The 16,628-nt window shown below is 72.0% G+C and carries 14 protein-coding genes; 9 read left to right on the forward strand and 5 right to left on the reverse strand.

The genetic code is table 11. The features are described 5' to 3' along the window. Nucleotides 1-67 precede the first annotated feature (67 nt). The 5 genes from AOQ53_RS34380 (at nucleotide 68) to AOQ53_RS34400 (ending at nucleotide 4,706) form a co-directional block, all read left to right on the forward strand. The gene (locus AOQ53_RS34380; RefSeq protein WP_059423348.1) at nucleotides 68-1,387 is read left to right on the forward strand and encodes an ABC transporter substrate-binding protein; all 1,320 of its coding nucleotides are present in this window, start codon (nucleotides 68-70) and stop codon (nucleotides 1,385-1,387) included. Further along, nucleotides 1,384-2,310, forward strand: coding sequence for a carbohydrate ABC transporter permease (locus AOQ53_RS34385; RefSeq protein ID WP_059423350.1), 927 nt, complete (start codon nucleotides 1,384-1,386; stop codon nucleotides 2,308-2,310). Before AOQ53_RS34380 ends, AOQ53_RS34385 begins: the two co-directional genes overlap by 4 nt. After that, nucleotides 2,307-3,215 (forward strand): carbohydrate ABC transporter permease, encoded by a 909-nt coding sequence (locus AOQ53_RS34390; protein ID WP_059423352.1) that lies wholly within the window; start codon nucleotides 2,307-2,309, stop codon nucleotides 3,213-3,215. The genes AOQ53_RS34385 and AOQ53_RS34390 overlap by 4 nt, the downstream gene beginning before the upstream one ends. After that, nucleotides 3,212-4,243, forward strand: coding sequence for a LacI family DNA-binding transcriptional regulator (locus tag AOQ53_RS34395; RefSeq protein WP_059423355.1), 1,032 nt, complete (start codon nucleotides 3,212-3,214; stop codon nucleotides 4,241-4,243). The genes AOQ53_RS34390 and AOQ53_RS34395 overlap by 4 nt, the downstream gene beginning before the upstream one ends. Nucleotides 4,244-4,316: 73 nt before the next feature. Beyond that, the gene (locus AOQ53_RS34400) at nucleotides 4,317-4,706 is read left to right on the forward strand and encodes a MarR family winged helix-turn-helix transcriptional regulator (RefSeq protein WP_059423358.1); all 390 of its coding nucleotides are present in this window, start codon (nucleotides 4,317-4,319) and stop codon (nucleotides 4,704-4,706) included. A gap of 32 nt (nucleotides 4,707-4,738) precedes the next feature. Here AOQ53_RS34400 and AOQ53_RS34405 read toward each other — a convergent pair whose 3' ends face one another. The 4 genes from AOQ53_RS34405 to AOQ53_RS34420 all read right to left on the reverse strand — a co-directional run bounded on the left by AOQ53_RS34405 (nucleotide 4,739) and on the right by AOQ53_RS34420 (nucleotide 7,762). After that, entirely contained in the window at nucleotides 4,739-5,140 is a 402-nt protein-coding gene (locus AOQ53_RS34405; RefSeq protein WP_059423360.1) for an SseB family protein, read from the reverse strand. A 219-nt stretch (nucleotides 5,141-5,359) separates the two neighbouring features. Further along, nucleotides 5,360-6,085 (reverse strand): Type 1 glutamine amidotransferase-like domain-containing protein, encoded by a 726-nt coding sequence (locus tag AOQ53_RS34410; protein WP_059423363.1) that lies wholly within the window; start codon nucleotides 6,083-6,085, stop codon nucleotides 5,360-5,362. A 45-nt stretch (nucleotides 6,086-6,130) separates the two neighbouring features. Continuing rightward, nucleotides 6,131-6,790 carry a maltokinase N-terminal cap-like domain-containing protein gene (locus AOQ53_RS34415; RefSeq protein WP_059423365.1) on the reverse strand — a complete coding sequence of 220 codons (660 nt, stop codon included), beginning with the start codon at nucleotides 6,788-6,790 and terminating at the stop codon, nucleotides 6,131-6,133. A gap of 18 nt (nucleotides 6,791-6,808) precedes the next feature. Then, entirely contained in the window at nucleotides 6,809-7,762 is a 954-nt protein-coding gene (locus AOQ53_RS34420; protein WP_059423368.1) for an aminoglycoside phosphotransferase family protein, read from the reverse strand. 168 nt (nucleotides 7,763-7,930) lie between these two features. Between AOQ53_RS34420 and AOQ53_RS34425 the strand changes: the two genes are divergently transcribed. From AOQ53_RS34425 to AOQ53_RS34440, 4 genes are all read left to right on the forward strand, one after another. Continuing rightward, the gene (locus AOQ53_RS34425; RefSeq protein ID WP_408055218.1) at nucleotides 7,931-9,172 is read left to right on the forward strand and encodes an MFS transporter; all 1,242 of its coding nucleotides are present in this window, start codon (nucleotides 7,931-7,933) and stop codon (nucleotides 9,170-9,172) included. Between the two features lie 54 nt (nucleotides 9,173-9,226). Further along, entirely contained in the window at nucleotides 9,227-10,993 is a 1,767-nt protein-coding gene (locus AOQ53_RS34430) for a glycoside hydrolase family 35 protein (RefSeq protein ID WP_059423372.1), read from the forward strand. After that, a complete protein-coding gene (locus AOQ53_RS34435; protein WP_099054757.1) occupies nucleotides 10,987-13,371 on the forward strand; it encodes a beta-galactosidase in 2,385 nt (794 codons plus the stop codon). The genes AOQ53_RS34430 and AOQ53_RS34435 overlap by 7 nt, the downstream gene beginning before the upstream one ends. 94 nt (nucleotides 13,372-13,465) lie before the next feature. Beyond that, nucleotides 13,466-14,533, forward strand: a complete 1,068-nt coding sequence (locus tag AOQ53_RS34440; protein ID WP_059423401.1) for a LacI family DNA-binding transcriptional regulator — start codon at nucleotides 13,466-13,468, stop codon at nucleotides 14,531-14,533. Nucleotides 14,534-14,542: 9 nt separating this feature from the next. Here the strand turns inward: AOQ53_RS34440 and AOQ53_RS34445 are convergent, their stop codons facing one another. Beyond that, nucleotides 14,543-16,522: a heavy metal translocating P-type ATPase gene (locus tag AOQ53_RS34445; RefSeq protein ID WP_059423376.1), complete on the reverse strand. Its 1,980-nt coding sequence runs from the start codon at nucleotides 16,520-16,522 to the stop codon at nucleotides 14,543-14,545. Nucleotides 16,523-16,628 lie beyond the last annotated feature (106 nt).

Consider the following 16,628-nt stretch of genomic DNA (forward strand, 5'->3'; position numbering starts at 1 on the left):
GTGAACGCTCACAGAAGCATGGCAGGTTCTCGCAGCAGGCGAGGACCCCAGGTCAGGGGAGAGATCCATGCCGTACACGAAGCGCCGCCGCCTCGTGACATCCGCCGTCGCCATCGCGCTCGGCGCCACCGCCCTCGCCGCCTGCGGCTCGGGTTCCGGGGACAGCGAGACCGAGTCGGGGCCGGTCTCGCTGACGTACTGGACCTGGGCGCCCGGCATGGACAAGGTCGTGGACCTGTGGAACAAGGGGCCGGGCAAGAAGGACCAGATCACCGTCACGGTGAAGAAGCAGGCGTCCGGCGACGCCCTCGTCACCAAGATCCTCACCGCGCACAAGGCGGGCAAGGCGCCCGACCTGGTGCAGGCGGAGTACCAGGCGCTGCCCACGCTGGTCAGCAACGACGCCCTGGCGGACATATCGAAGAACGTCGGCGACGCGAAGGACCGGTTCGCCGACGGCGTCTGGCAGCAGACGACGCTGGGTACGGACGCGGTCTACGCGGTCCCGCAGGACATCGGGCCGATGATGTTCTACTACCGCGAGGACCTGTTCAAGGAGTACGGCCTGACGGTGCCGACGACCTGGGACGAGTTCGCGCAGACCGCCCGCAAGCTGAAGAAGGCCGCCCCCGACAAGGACCTCACCACCTTCTCCGCCAACGACTCCGGCCTCTTCGCGGGCCTCGCCCAGCAGGCGGGCGCCAAGTGGTGGACGACCTCCGGCGACCAGTGGAAGGTCTCCATCAACGACGCGGCGACGCAGAAGGTCGCCAAGTTCTGGGGCGGCCTGGTCAAGGAGGGCGCCATCGACAACCAGCCGATGTACACCCCGGCCTGGAACAAGGCGCTCAACACCGGCAAGCAGATCGCCTGGGTCAGCGCCGTGTGGGCCCCGGGCACGCTGACCACCGCCGCTCCCGGCACCAAGGGCAAGTGGGCCATGGCCCCGCTCCCTCAGTGGTCCGCTAACGAGAACCGCACCGGCAGCTGGGGCGGCTCCTCCACCGCCGTCACCACGGACTCCAAGCACCAGGAGGCCGCCGCCAAGTTCGCCTCCTGGCTGAACACCGACAGCGACGCCCTGAACGCGCTGGCCAAGGAGAGCGGCATCTACCCGGCCGCCAAGAACGCCCAGACCAGCGGCGCCTTCCTCAAGCCGCCGGCCTACTTCTCCAACCAGGCCGACTTCTACTCCAAGGCCGCCGACATCGCGGAGACCACCGCGCCGTCCGCCTGGGGCCCCAACGTGAACATCGCCTACACCACCTTCAAGGACGCCTTCGGGGCCGCCGCGAAGAACAAGTCGGACTTCGGCGCCGCGCTCGACAAGATGCAGGACGACACCGTCACGGACATGAAGAAGCAGGGCTTCGAGGTCGCGGAGTGAAAGGCACGGCACGCCGGCAGTCGTACGGGGTCAAGGGGGCCCCGTACGGCTTCCTCCTCCCCGCGACGATCCTGTTCACCCTGTTCTTCGCACTGCCGATCGGCTACGCGCTCTGGCTCAGCTTCCACAAGGTGAAGGTCTCCGGCCTCGGCCTCGGCTCCGGCGCCCGCAGGGAGGTCTGGGCCGGCCTGGAGAACTACACCGACGCCCTCACCGACAGCGAGCTGGTGAACGGGGCGCTGCGGGTGCTGGGCTACGGCTGCATCGTCGTCCCGGTCATGCTGGGCCTCGCCCTGCTGTTCGCGCTGATGCTGGACGCCGAGAAGGTGCGGCTGGCCCCCTTCACCCGGCTCGCGATCTTCCTGCCGTACGCCATCCCCGGTGTGGTGGCGGCGCTGCTGTGGGGCTTCCTGTACCTGCCGGACGTCAGCCCCTTCTACTTCGTGCTCGACAAGCTGGGGATGCCGCAGCCGGACCTGCTGGACGGCGGGCCGCTGTACCTGGCGCTGTCGAACATCGCGGTCTGGGGCGGCACCGGCTTCAACATGATCGTCATCTACACCTCGCTCCAGGCGATCCCGGTGGAGGTGCACGAGGCGGCGAAGCTGGACGGCGCCACCCCGTTGCAGATCGCGCTGCGGATCAAGATCCCGATGGTGGCGCCCTCGCTGGTGCTGACCTTCTTCTTCTCGATCATCGCGACGCTCCAGGTGTACAACGAGCCGACCACCCTCAAGCCGCTCACCAACTCCGTGTCCACGACCTGGAGTCCGCTGATGAAGGTGTACCGGGACGCGTTCGGCGACGGTGACATCTACGGCGCCGCGGCGCAGGCCGTGATCATCGCGTTCGCCACCCTCCTGCTGTCCTTCGGCTTCCTGCGAGCCGCGAACCGTCGTCAGAAGCAGGAGGCAGCTCGATGACTTCCCTCGCCGTATCCCAGGCCGAGCCGGTGGCGGGCAGCACGCCCGGTACCGCCCAGGGCCGCCCGCCGCTGCGCCGCCGGATCGCTCTGATCCCGACGGTCACGCTGCTCCTGGGCGCGGTCTACTGCCTGCTGCCGGTGGCCTGGGTGGTCATCGCCGCCACCAAGTCGGGCCGTGAGCTGTTCTCCACGTTCACGTTCCTGCCCGGCACGGGCTTCGCCGACAACTTCCAGGACCTGAGCGCCTACCGGGACGGCGTCTACTGGTCGTGGATGGGCAACTCCGCCCTGTACGCAGGGCTCGGCGCCCTGCTGTCGGCGTGCGTGTCGGCGTTCAGCGGGTACGCGCTGGCGATCTACCGCTTCCGGGGCCGCGAGACGATCTTCAACGTGCTGCTCGCGGGTGTGCTGATGCCGCCGGTGATCCTGGCGATCCCGCAGTACCTGCTGCTGGCGAAGGCCGACCTCACGGACTCCTACCTGTCCGTTCTGCTGCCGCAGATCCTGTCGCCGTACGGCGTCTACCTGGCGCGGATCTACGCCGCCGCCGCGGTGCCCGCCGACGTGGTCGAGGCCGGCCGAATGGACGGGGCGAGCGAGTGGCGGATCTTCACCCGGGTCGCGCTGCCGATGATGATCCCCGGCATGGTGACGGTGTTCCTGTTCCAGTTCGTGGCGATCTGGAACAACTTCCTGCTGCCGTACATCATGCTCAGCGACGACGAGAAGTTCCCGATCACCCTCGGCCTGTTCACGTTGCTGGAGCAGGGCGCCAACACTCCGGCGCTGTACACGCTGGTGATCACGGGCGCGTTCCTCGCGGTGCTCCCGCTGGTCGCGCTGTTCCTGGTCATCCAGCGGTTCTGGAGTCTGGATCTGCTCTCCGGAGCCGTAAAGTCATGACCATGAACGCTGCGGGGGGCAGGCGCAAGCCGCCCACGATCCACGACGTGGCGCGCGAGGCGGGGGTCTCGCGCGGCACCGTCTCACGTGTGCTCAACGGCGGCCACTACGTCAGCCCCGCCGCCCAGGAGGCGGTCAACGCGGCCATCCGCAGGACGGGTTACGTCGTGAACCGGCACGCCCGCTCGCTGATCACGGGCCGCTCCGACTCGATCGGCTTCCTGTTGACCGAACCGCAGGAGAAGCTGTTCGAGGACCCCAACTTCAACGTCCTGCTGCGCTGCTGCACCCAGGCGCTGGCCGCGCACGACATCCCCCTGCTGCTGATGCTGGCCGGCACGCAGGACGAGCGGCGCCGGATCACGCGGTACATCACCGCGGGCCACGTCGACGGCGTGCTGCTCGTCTCCAGCCACTCCGCCGACCCGGTCGCCGAGCAACTGCACGAGGCAGGGGTGCCCCTCGTGCAGTGCGGCAAGCCCATGGGGCGCGGCTCCAAGGTGAGCTACGTGGCGGCGGACGACCGGGACGGCGCCCGCGACATGGTGCGCCACCTGCTGTCACTGGGCCGCCGCCGTATCGGCGTGGTGAACGGCCCGATGGACACCCCGGGCGGTGTCGATCGCCTCGCCGGCTACAAGGAGGTGCTCACGGAAGCGGGCCTCGGGATCGATGAGCGGCTCATCGTCTCCGGCGACTGGGGCCGGGCAAGCGGCGAGGCGGGCGCCGAACGGCTGCTTGCCCAGGCCCCGGAGATGGACGCGGTGTTCGTCGCCTCGGACCTCATGGCGCAGGGCGTGCTGGCGGCCCTCCAGCGGGCGGGGCGGCGCGTGCCGCAGGACGTCGCGGTCGGCGGCTTCGACGACTCCCCGGCCGCCCTGGCCTCCACCCCCGAGCTCACGACCATCCGGCAGCCGTGGGACCGCATCAGCGCCGAGATGGTACGGGTGCTGCTCGCGCAGATCGGGGGCGAGGATCCGGCGGCGGTGATCCTGCCGACGGAACTGGTCAAACGGGAGTCGACGTAGGGTCCCGCCGCCCGCGAGCGACGTGCACTGCATGCACAGTCATGGAACGCTGCACCGGTGTTACCGTTCACATATGGCGTCGAAAACGGCTGGTGCGCGGCTCGAGGAACGGTGGCGGGACATCCTGTCGGCGCACGCGCGCACGATGTGCGAGATCGACCGGGCGCTGCATCCGCACGGCCTCGGCGCGTCCGACTTCGAGGTCCTGGACATCCTCGCCACGGAGGCGCCCGAGGAGGGCGAGCAGTGCCGGGTGCAGAACCTGGTCGGGCGGGTCCATCTCAGCCAGAGCGCGCTGTCCCGGCTCATCGCCCGGCTCGAGAAGGACGGGCTGGTGACGCGTTCGATGTGCCTGGAGGACCGGCGCGGAGTGTGGGTGGCCCTGACCTCGAAGGGCCGTGACCTGCACGCGGAGGTACTGCCGCTACAGCGGGCCGCGCTGGCCCGGACGCTGGGCGCGTAAGCCACCCGGGCCCGGGCCCCGGCCACTCGGTCCTACGGACGTGCGAGCAGGGTGCGTACTCCCTCCGAGGTGAGCGTCAGGCGGTGCTCCGAGCTGCCGTCTATGGTGAGCGACAGGTCGTCGGCCGGCCACTGGGCGGCCAGGGCGCCGAGCGGCACCAGGCGGTAGCGGGAGACGAACGGCAGCAGCCCGGCCATCTCCACCTCGGAGGTGAACACGGGCACCACCGGCTCGCCGCCCGGCTGCTCCAGCACCGGCAGCGCCACCGCCGAGGGGTTGGCGGCGTCGGTGTCGTTCGCGTCGTCGGGCACGGGGATGAGCACGTCGCTGTTGGCGAGCGCGTCCAGAGCCGCCGCGTCCTCGGTGTTCTCGGTGAGGACGTCCAGTGCCCGCTGGGCGGGCGTGGGCGTGGGGTCGTTTGCGGGTGTCTCCATGGCAGATTCCCTGGTAGCGGCGGTCGTGCGGCCCACCCGGGACAAGATCCGCCCCGGGCGCGGTCCTGCTCGCGTACCCGATCGTGCCCGGGCCAATCCTGTCTGTCTCCGAAGTTCGGGGGCGATGGGATGTGGCCGGAGGCCGGTCCGAGCCGGTCACAGCCGACCCGACGGGCCGGCGAGGACGTCCCGGGCCATGCGGCCGGCCTTCAGGAGCGCCTACGAGGATGCCCCGAGCAACCGGCACGGCAGCGCACGCTCACTCACGCCACCGCCCCCGCCCGGTTCCACCCGGTACACCCCGGCTCCGCGCGCCCGGGTGACGGCCTCCGTCGGCACACCGTCCGTGAACAGGACCGCGGCCCCGTCCTCCACCGCCCATCCCGACGGCAGCTGTCCCGCTGCCACGGCCGCGCGGTAGGAGGGCCGACGTCCCGGTTCACTGTCGTAGTGCGGGCAGACGGAGCCGGGCAGCAGCCCAAGGCCGTCGGGTAGACACGTCAACGGCCCGAAGGAGTCGGTGTGCGAACCCTCGGCCCAGCAGTTGGCGCCGGCGCTGATGCCGCACAGCAGCGTGCCGTGGTCGCAGGCCTCCCGCAGCAGCCGGTCCACGCCGTGGGTTCGCCATACAGCGAGGAGGTTGGCCGTGTTGCCACCGCCCACGTAGACGACGTCCTGGGCGAGCAGGAAGGAGCGCAGCGCGTCGCCGTCCAGCTCTCGGCGGAACAGGTGCAGGACGGACGGTTCGCAGGCGGGTCGGCTCCGGAACGCCGTACGGAACTGTTCGATGTAGGCCGGCGCGTCTCCGCTGGCCGTGGGCGCGAAGCACACCTTGGGGCGGGAGGTGCGTGACCGGGCCAGTACCCAGTCGTCGAGGAGGCCGTCGTCGTCGGTGGAGAAGCCGCCGCCGAGGAGGGCGAGGCGTTGCGGGGGTTCGACGGCCATGGCCGTGCCTTCCTGGACGGGTGCGGATACGCGTGCGAACACCCCCTAAGCCCCAGGTCCGGTGTGCAGGTCGGCGAACACTCCGCGGGCGCGGGTGCCGTCCGGCAGCTGCCAGGAGCCGGTGACCTGGCCGGTCGTCCCCTCGGAGGGCGCAAACGGGCTGTCCGGAGCAGGCCGCAGGACCCGGTGCAAGCGGAGGGTCGTGCCGTGCGGAGTGGTCAGCCGGGTGCCGTCCTGGTCGTCGGTGGTGACGAAGTCCGTGGGGATGGGGCCTGCGCCGGTGTGGGAGGCGACGACCTCCCGGTCGGGGGCATCGCTGACGTTCTGGTCCTGGGCCTGCGCCCGCCTCTCGATCAAGGCCGCCAACTGGGCGAGCAGCACGGGGTCGTGACAGCCGTCGTAGGCCCAGCGCCGCCCGAGCACGCCGTGCTCCATGGTGCCCACGAGGGCATGCTCCGCCCCGTCGAGCGGGGCGCCGCGATAGGTGAGCGGCACGAGGTAGGTGGCCGGGTGAGGGCCGGAGGCGTCGGTGACGACGATGAACTCGATCCCGACCTCGCCTCGCGGGTCGTCCAGCCGGAACCCGCCGGCCTTGGCCGGCTTCGGTTCGGCGGTACCACCGCGGTACCAAGGGCGGGAGGGCAGCCAGGAGGTGAGCAGCTCCAGCTTGGTCGGTCGGAGCGAGGTGGGGTGGATGACGGCCATGCCGAAGGTTCCTTTCCGTTACGTCGGCCCGAACACACGGTTGCGACGCAACTGCCCGGCACACCACCGGAAGTGTCCGTCGCTGTCGTCCAGGCCGAACAGGTCGTAGGTGGTGAGTGCGTACGCGGCTTGATAGGTGGTGAGAGCGGCGGGTGAGTGGCCGAGCTCCTGTGCGAAGAGCCGGGTGAGTTCCGCGGTGTGCTCCTGGGCGTGCGGGCCGTACATGTCGCAGACGGCGGCGGTGACGGCCGCCTCGAAGGCCGGGTCGCCCGCGGTCGTGTAGAAGCCGAAGTCGAGTACGGCGACAGGTCGGCCGACCGTGTCGACGTGGATGTTGGGCGGCACGAGATCGCCGTGGATCGCGGTGACCGGGGCGTCGGGCAGCGACCGCAGCTCGTTCAGCGTGCGCTCGACCCCGGCGGCGAAGTCGGGCACCCGCGCGGCGAGGGCAGCGCCGTGTCGCGCCGCGGCCCGGGCGACCAGGGCCGCGAGCGCGTCCTGAAAGCGGTCGTGGCCCTGCCAGAGGGGCCGGTCGTCGCCCTGGACGGTCAGCCGGCGCATCGCGTCCGTGCCCGGCACCGAGGCCAGACCACGCAGGACGGCGAGCAGCGTGTCCTTGTGCCGGACGGGCAGTTCGCGCTCGTACTCCTCATGTGCGGAGTCGCCCCGCATCGGGACACCGGGCAGCTCACGCTCGTACGTCACCACGATGCCGTGGTGCTCGTGGACGTCGAGGATCTCGGGGGTGGCGAAGGGCAGGCGGTGTGCCGCGATGTCCGCGTAGACCTGCCGGGTGAGCTCGGTCGGCGGCCTGCCGGTCCACACCTTGGCCACCCGGCCGGCTCCCAGCCCGTAGACGACTCCCTCGACGCCTGCGCCGATATGGCGGGCCTCCGGGTGCCCGCGGTCGGCGAAGTATCCGGGCCAGGGGTCGGCGGCGGGACGCGCTTCGTCGCTCCTGGGGGTCTCCACGCGCGCATTAGATCAGCCGCCGCACCGGCTTGACCATGCGATTACGGGAGTGGCCGCAGCATCGCGGAGCTTGCGTGGACCTTCTCATTCGTGTCGTCAGGGGGTTTTGGCAGACCTCATGTTACCGGTAACATCACCATCACTCGTCCTTACTCCAAGCCGTACGCGATGTGTCCTCCGCCCGCCCCCCACGGCCGGCCGTACCCCGGAGTCCGCGTGACCGACCAGCCCACCGCACAGCGCGCAGCCACCCTCTCCCCCGCTCCGTCCGCCCCTGTCTTCAGCCGGTCCGCCGTGGTCGCCTCCTGTGTGGGCTTCGTGCTCATCGGTGCGTTGCAGGCCCTGTACGGGCCCGCGATCCCCGGCTTCCGTGCGGAGTTCGGGCTCTCGCCGTCCGCCGCCGGGCTGGGGCTCAGTGCCCACTTCGTCGGTGGCGTGGCCGGTGTGCTGCTGTTCGACCGGCTCTACGGGCAGGTCGGCAACCGGCACATCCTCGGCAGCTCCTACGTGCTGATGGCGGTCGGCGCGGCGGGCTTCGCACTGGCGCCCGGCTGGCCCACCGCCCTGGCGGCGGCCCTGCTCGCCGGGCTCGGTTTCGGCGGCATCGACTACGGGCTCAACCAGCTGTTCGCCGTGGGCTTCGGCCACCGTTCGACCGCGATGCTGAACATCCTCAACGCCCACTTCGGCATCGGCGCCATCCTCGGCCCCGCCCTGATCGGCGTGGTCGGCTCCGAGCACTACCCGGCCGTCTTTCTCGGTTTCGCCCTCGCCAACCTGCCGTTGCTGCTGTGCCTGAAGGGCGTACGGAACGACGCGCCCGTCCCGGCCGGTGACGAGGCGAGCGGTGGTGCGGTCCTCCGGCGGAGCCTCGCCTCGGTGCTCGCCGTCTTCGTCGCGCTCTACGTCCTGCACGTCGCTATCGAGGCCGGTGTCGGAGGCTGGGAACCCACGCATCTGGAGACCGTCGGCTACGGCGCGGGCGTCGCCGCCACCGCCACCTCCGTGTACTGGCTGATGATGACCGTCGGCCGCTTCCTGGTCGCGCCGCTCGCGCTGCGTTTCTCAGCCCAGGCGATCATCGCTGTCTCCTGCGCGGGCATGACGGTGTGTCTGCTGGCCGCATCCGTTCCGGCGCTGGCGCCGTACGCGTACGCCGGTGTCGGTCTGTTCATCGCGCCGGTCTTCCCCACCGGGCTGCCCTGGCTGAACCGGGCCGCCCCGCGGGCCCGGAGAGCCGGTGCCCTGGTCATCGCGGCGTCCATGGTCGGCGGTGTCGCGGCGGGTCCGGCGCTGGGCAAAGCCATCGAGTGGTCGGGGGTCCGCGCGGTGCCGCTGCTGCTGTGTGGTGTCTCGGCGCTGTGCCTGGTCGCCACACTCTGGCTGATCCGCGTCACCCGCTCTCACTGAAACTCCCATCGACTTCCATCGACTTCCGTCCGCATCCCGAAGGGAAGCCACCTCATGCCCGCCCTGACGACGACGTCCGACGGATTCCTGCTGCACGGCGAGCCGTTCCGGATCATCTCCGGTGCGCTGCACTACTTCCGTGTCCACCCCGGCCTGTGGTCCGACCGGCTGCGCAAGGCGCGGCTGATGGGTCTCAACACGGTGGAGACGTACATCCCGTGGAACCACCATCAACCCGATCCCGACGGGCCTCTCGTGCTCGACGGCTTCCTCGACCTGCCCCGGTTCCTCGGGCTCGCCCAGGACGAGGGGCTGCACGTGCTGCTGCGTCCCGGTCCGTTCATCTGTGCCGAGTGGGACGGCGGCGGCCTGCCCGACTGGCTGACGTCGGACCCGGACATCCGGCTGCGGTCCAGCGATCCGCGTTTCACCGGGGCCGTCGACCGCTACCTCGACCTGCTGCTGCCCGCGCTCCGGCCGCACCTGGCCGCGGCGGGCGGTCCGGTCATCGCCGTGCAGGTGGAGAACGAGTACGGGGCCTACGGCGACGACAGCGCGTATCTGAAGCACCTGGCCGACGCGTTCCGCTCCCGGGGCGTCGAGGAGCTGCTGTTCACCTGCGACCAGGGCGACCCCGAGCACCTGGCCGCCGGGAGCCTGCCGGGCGTGCTGACCGCCGGCACCTTCGGCAGCCGCGTCGAGCAGAACCTCGGGCGGCTGCGCGAGCACCGGAGCGAAGGCCCGCTGTTCTGCGCGGAGTTCTGGATCGGCTGGTTCGACCACTGGGGCGGGCCGCACCACGTACGGGACGCGGCCGACGCCGCCGCCGATCTGGACCGGCTGCTGTCCGCCGGGGCCTCCGTCAACATCTACATGTTCCACGGCGGCACCAACTTCGGCTTCACCAACGGCGCCAACCACAAGCACGCCTACGAACCCACCGTCACGTCGTACGACTACGACGCCGCGCTCACCGAGTGCGGTGACCCGGGCCCGAAGTACCACGCCTTCCGCGAGGTCATCGCCCGCCATGTCGGCGTACCCGACGAGCCCGCCCCGGCGTCCGGTCCCAAACTGCCGCCGGTCGACGTCGAGTTGGACGGCCGGGCACCCCTGCTTCCCCTCGCCGGCGCGCTCGCCACTCCCGTCCGCACCGACGACCCGGTGACCATGGGCGAGCTCGGGCAGCACACCGGCTACGCGCTCTACCGCACCGTCCTTCCCGCCTCCGGTGACGGCCTGCTGCACTCCGCCGGCGGTGTCGGCGACCGTGCACAGGTCTTCGTCGACGGTGCACCCGTCGGTGTCCTGGAGCGCGAACGCCACGACGAGACGCTGCCCGTGTGTGTCCCGCGCCCGGGCGTGACGCTCGAAGTGCTCGTCGAGAACATGGGCGGCGTCAATTACGGGCCCCGCATCGGCGCCCCGAAGGGCCTGCTCGGGCCCGTCTCCTTCAACGGCACCGTCCTGCGCCGCTGGGACTGCCACGCGCTGCCACTGGAAGACCTGGACGCGGTGCCGTTCACCCCGGGCGACGGGGCGGCGGTCACCGTGCCCGCCTTCCACCGCGGCACCTTCGAGGTGGACACGCCCGCCGACGCCTTCCTCTCCCTGCCCGGCTGGACGAAGGGGCAGGCCTGGGTCAACGGCTTCCATGTGGGCCGCTACTGGAACCGCGGCCCGCAGCACACGCTGTACGTCCCCGCGCCGGTGCTGCGGCCGGGCGGCAACGAGCTGGTCCTGCTGGAACTGCACGGCACCACCGCCACCCGAGCCCAGCTCACCGACACGCCCGACCTCGGCCCGGAGAACACCTGGTGACCCCGCATCGGCTGCACGTTCCCACGCCCTCCGCTCCCCCGCTGACCGGCCACCTGCCCTTCGCGGACGCGCCGGGCGTACCCGACCCGATCGGGGTCACCAGCCGCTGGCTCACCCGTGGCGGCCGCCCCTGGTTCCCGGTCTCCGGCGAGTTCCACTACTCCCGCTACCCGGCCCGGGAGTGGGAGGAGGAGCTGCTGAAGATGAAGGCGGGCGGGGTGACCGCCGTCGCCTCCTACGTCATCTGGATCCACCACGAGGAGATCGAGGGGCGGATCCGCTTCGACGGCGACCGAGACCTGCGTGGCTTCGCCGAGCTGTGCGCCCGCCACGGCCTGGACTTCGTCCCTCGCATCGGCCCGTGGTGCCACGCCGAGGTGCGCAACGGCGGCCTGCCCGACTGGCTGCTCGCCCGCGCCCACACGCCGCGCACCGACGATCCGGCCTATCTGGAGCCCGTACGCGTCTGGTTCGCGGCCGTCGCAGAGCAACTGCGCGCCCTGGACCGGGCGCACGGCGGCCCGATCGTCGCGATCCAGATCGAGAACGAGCTCTACGACCAGCCCGGCCATCTGCGCACCCTGAAGCGCCTGGCCGAGGAGGCCGGACTGAGCGCGCCGCTGTGGACGTCGACCGCCTGGGGCGGAGTCCAGCTCCCGGGCGAGGAACTGCTTCCCCTGTACGGCGGCTATCCGGAGGCGTTCTGGACGGAGGCGGACGGCGGCTGGCCCGACACCTGCCGCAAGCACTTCTTCTTCACCCACGAGCGCGACGACGAGGGCATCGGTGCCGACCTGCGACCCACGGCCGTGCGCGGCGCCGACCCCGTACCGGTGGACCGCTTCCCCTGGGCCACCTGCGAGTTGGGCGGCGGCATGGCGGTGGCCTACCACCGGCGGCCCCGGGTCGAGGCCGCCGACGTGGGCGCACTCGGGCTCACCAAGATCGGCTGCGGTTCGGTCTGGCAGGGCTACTACATGTTCCACGGCGGCACGAACCCGCCCGGTGAGCTGACGCCCCTTCAGGAGTCGCACGCCACCGGCTACCCCAACGACCTGCCCGTCCTGACCTACGACTTCCAGGCCCCGCTCGGCGAGTACGGCCAGGTGCGGCCCTCCTACCACGAACTGCGGCTCCAGCACCTGCTGCTGGCCGGCTTCGGGCACCGGATCGCGCCCATGGAGTCCGTGCTGCCCGAGCGGCTGCCGACCGGGCAGCACGACCGCGAGACGCTGCGCTGGGCCGTCCGCACCGACGGCACCTCGGGCTTCCTGTTCGTGACCAACCACCAGCCGCACGAGCCGCTGCCCGACCACCCGGACGCGGCCTTCACGGTCGGCTTCCCGGACGCCCCGCCGCTGACGCTGCCGAGCGCTCCCGTCACGGTGCCCTCCGGCGCCTACTTCTGCTGGCCCCTGCGGCTGGACGTGGCCGGGCTGCGGCTGGAGTGGGCGACCGCTCAGCCGGTGTGCACCGTCGAGGCGGGCGGGCGTACGGTCCTGGTGCTGGCCGCGACCGACGGCATCGCGCCCGAACTCGCCCTGGACGCGGACACGGTGGCGTCCGTCGCGACACCGACCGGGGAGGCCACGCCGGTCGCCGGCCGGGTCCTGGTCAGCGGAGTGCGACCCGGCACCGACGCCCTGGTCGAGGTGGACGCCGCCGACGGTTCACGTGTCGGGCTGCTGGTCCTGGACGCGGCGACGGCCCGTACCGTCTACCGGGGTGACGCGTGGGGAGCCGAGCGGCTGGTGCTGTGCGGGGACGGTGTCGTCTTCGACGGTGACGAGGTGCGGCTGCACAGCGCAGCCGCCGAGCCGTCGTTCGCGGTGCTGCCGGCGCCGGATTCCGTCCCGGTGGTGGCGGGGACACGAGTGCGGGAGGCGGCGGACGGTGTGTTCACCCGATACTCGATCGAGGCCGCGCCCCTCGCGGACACCGCGGTGGCCGTCACCCTGGTCAGGCCCGCCGGCCGGGCCCCCGATCCGGTGACCGGCGTGCAGGGGCGGGCGAGCGCGCCGGCGGACAAGCACGTGGAGACGGTGGCCGCCGAGTACCGCGTCGACGTGCCGGAGGACCTGCTGCAGGCACCCGCCGGTGTCCTGCTGCGGCTGCGCTGGGCGGGTGACCTGGCCCGGGCCTACGTGGGGGACGTCCTGGTCGCCGACCAGTTCTACTCGGGCCGGGTCTGGGACATCGGCCTGGACCGGCTGCCTGTCGAGGAGGTGCGGGCGCGGGGCCTGCGGCTGAGGGTGCTGCCGCTGGCCGCGGACGCTGCGGTGCATGTGGCGGGACAGGGGGGTGACGGCTGGCGGGCGGCCGGGGTGCGGCACGCCGAGTGGGTGGTCACACGCTCGTGGGCGCTCCGGCCGGCCTGAGGCCCCCGGGTCCCGCGGGCCCCGCCCGGCCTATGCTGTGCTCCTGCCGGGCGGGGTCAGGACCGCCGTGACCGACGTCGAGGAATCACCCGTCATGACACCGAGCGCCACCGACAGCCCTGTCCCCAGGGGCCGCAGCAGGCGCAACTTCGCGGGGGCACGGCCGGTGATGGCCGACGTGGCCCGGCTGGCCGGCGTCTCCAAGCAGACCGTCTCCCGGGTGCTCAACGACCATCCCTCCGTCCGGCCCGAGACGCGCGAGGCGGTCCTGGACGCCATGCGCACGCTCGGCTACCGGCCGAGCCGCAGCGCGCGGTCGCTGGCCAGCGGCCGGACCCGGATGCTCGGCGTCATCTCCTTCGACGCCGCCCGGTACGGGCCCGCCTCCATTCTCACCGCCATCAACACCGCTGCCCAGGAGGCCGGTTACCTGGTGAGCTCCATCGCGCTCGACACGGCCGACCACGACACCGTCGTCGAGGCCGTGAACCGGCTGTCGGCCGAGGGCGCGGACGGCGTCATCGCGATCGCCCCGCAGCAGTGGGTGGGCCGGGCCCTGGCGCAGGCCGACCTCGGGACTCCCCTGGTGGTGCTGGAGAACGCCCTCGACGACAGCATGCCCCTGGTCACCGGCGACTCCCGGACCGGCGCCCGCAAGGCCACCGAGCACCTCCTCGGCCTCGGGCACACCACGGTCTGGCACATCGCGGGCCCCACCGGCTGGACCTCCGCCGACCACCGGCTGGAGAGCTGGCGGTCGACGCTCCAGGCGGCCGGTGCCGATGTCCCGGCCCCGCTGGCCGGGGACTGGAGCGCCGACTCCGGCTACGACCTGGGACGTCGGCTGGCCCGGCGCCCGGAGGTGACGGCGGTGTTCGCCTCGAACGACCAGATGGCCCTGGGCCTGCTGCACGCGCTGCACGAGTCAGGGCGGTCCGTCCCCGGGGACGTCAGCGTCGTCGGCTACGACGACATCCCCGAGGCCGCGCATCTCCTGCCGCCGCTGACTACCGTCCGTACCGACTTCGCCGAGATCGGCACCCGTTCCCTGCGGCTCCTCCTGGACCGCATCGACGGTCCCGGGGAGGTGCCCCTCGTCGAGACGCTCGTCCCCGTGGACCTCGTGGTGCGCGCCAGCAGCGGCCCGCCACCGGTGAACTGACGGCGTTCGTCAGTCGCTTCCCTCGGCGGAGGCCCGCTGCCAGGCCGTCTCCCGCAGCAGCCGCAGGCCGTTCAGGCCGACCAGGACCGTGGAGCCCTCGTGGCCCGCGACGCCCAGCGGCAGCGGCAGGTTCCCGGCCAGGTCCCAGACGACGAGGCCGGTGATGAACACCCCGGCGATGACGAGGTTCTGGACGACCAGCCTGCGCGCGCGGCGCGAGAGGGCGACGGTGGTGGGGACCGCCGCGAGTTCGTCGCGCACGATCACGGCGTCGGCGGTCTCCAGGGCGAGGTCGGAGCCGGCCCGGCCCATGGCGATCCCGGTGTGGGCGGCGGCCAGGGCGGGTGCGTCGTTGACGCCGTCCCCGACGACCAGCACCTTGCGGCCCGCGCGCTCCATCTCCTGGACGGCCGTCAGCTTGTCCTGCGGCAGCAGCCCGGCGCGCACGTCGTCGATACCTGCCTCGGCGGCGAGGTGCGCGGCGGCCCGGGGGTTGTCGCCGGTGAGGAGCGTCGGGGCGGTGCCGGTGAGCGTGGTGAGCGCGGCGACGGTGGCGGCGGCGTCCGGGCGCAGCCGGTCGGCGATGCCGAGCAGCCCGGCGGGGGCGCCGTCGACGAGGACCAGGACGGCGGTACGGCCGGACTCCTCCAGTTCCTCGGCGACGGCGGCGACCGCGCTGCCGGTGCCGTCCAGCAGGCGGGCCGGGGCGCCGACGGCGACCCCTCGGCCGTTCACGACGGCGGTCACTCCCACGCCGGGCGCGGAGGTGAAGTCCTCAGCGCCGGGCAGGCCGAGACCGCGCTCGCGGGCCGCGTCCACGACCGCCCGGGCCAGCGGATGCTCGCTGGGCCGCTCGGCCGCCGCCGCCAGCGTCAGCAACTCGGCTTCGTCCAGGCCGGATCCGGGTAGCGGCCGGACATCGGTGACGCGCGGGCTGCCCTCGGTCAGCGTGCCGGTCTTGTCCAGCGCGACCGCGTCCACCTGGCCGAGCCGCTCCATCACCACGGCCGACTTCACCAGCACGCCGTGCCGTCCGGCGTTGGCGATGGCCGACAGCAGGGGCGGCATGGTGGCCAGCACGACCGCGCACGGAGAGGCCACGATCATGAAGGTCATGGCGCGCAGCAGCGCGTCGGTGAGCTGCTCGCCGAAGGCGAGCGGCACCAGGAAGACGGCCAGGGTCGCGGCCACCATGCCCAGCGAGTAACGCTGTTCGACCTTCTCGATGAACAGCTGTGTGGGCGCCTTGGTCTCGGACGCTTCCTCCACCATCCGGACGATCCGGGCGATCACCGAGTCGGAGGCGTCGCGCTCCACCCGGACCCGCAGGGCGCCGGTGCCGTTGAGGGTGCCCGCGAAGACCTCGTCGCCCGGCTCCTTCGCCGCGGGGAGCGGCTCGCCGGTGATGGTGGCCTGGTCCACGTCGCTCGCCCCGTCCAGCACGCGGCCGTCGGCGCCGACGCGCTCACCGGGGCGGACGAGGACGGTGTCGCCGACCGCCAGCTCCTCCACGGGTACGGTCTGTTCGCCGCCGTCAGGGGTCAGCCGGGTGGCCGTGGCGGGGGCGAGATCGAGCAGGCCGCGGACGGAGTCGGCGGTGCGGGCGGTGGCCAGCGCCTCCAGGGCGCCGGAGGTGGCGAAGATGACGATGAGCAGGGCGCCGTCCATGACCTGCCCGATCGCCGCCGCGCCCAGTGCGGCGACGACCATCAGCAGGTCGACGTCGAGGGTGCGCTCCTTCAGCGCCTTGAGGCCTTCCCAGCCCGGCTCCCAGCCGCCCGTGACGTACGACAGGGCGTAGAGCGGGCCCCACGTCCAGGCGGGGGCGCCGGTCAGCTGCAGGGGCAGGGCGAGCAGGAAGAAGACGGTGGCGGCAGCGGCCCAGCGCGCCTCGGGGAGCGCGAGGACACGGGTACGCCGCCGGGGCGCGGCCCCGGTGCGGGCGGGTTTCGCCCGTTCGACCGGCTGCGGCGTGAGCGTGGAGGTCATCGGGGGTCCTTCAGGCGGGGACGCATGACTCCCTCACCATACAGGCACACATGAAGACTGATTCATGTCTTCATTCAGCTGTCGGGCTGGGAGTCAGGAGGTTGAG

Origin of the sequence: Streptomyces azureus, assembly GCF_001270025.1 — a bacterium.
GTDB classification, from domain to species: domain Bacteria; phylum Actinomycetota; class Actinomycetes; order Streptomycetales; family Streptomycetaceae; genus Streptomyces; species Streptomyces azureus.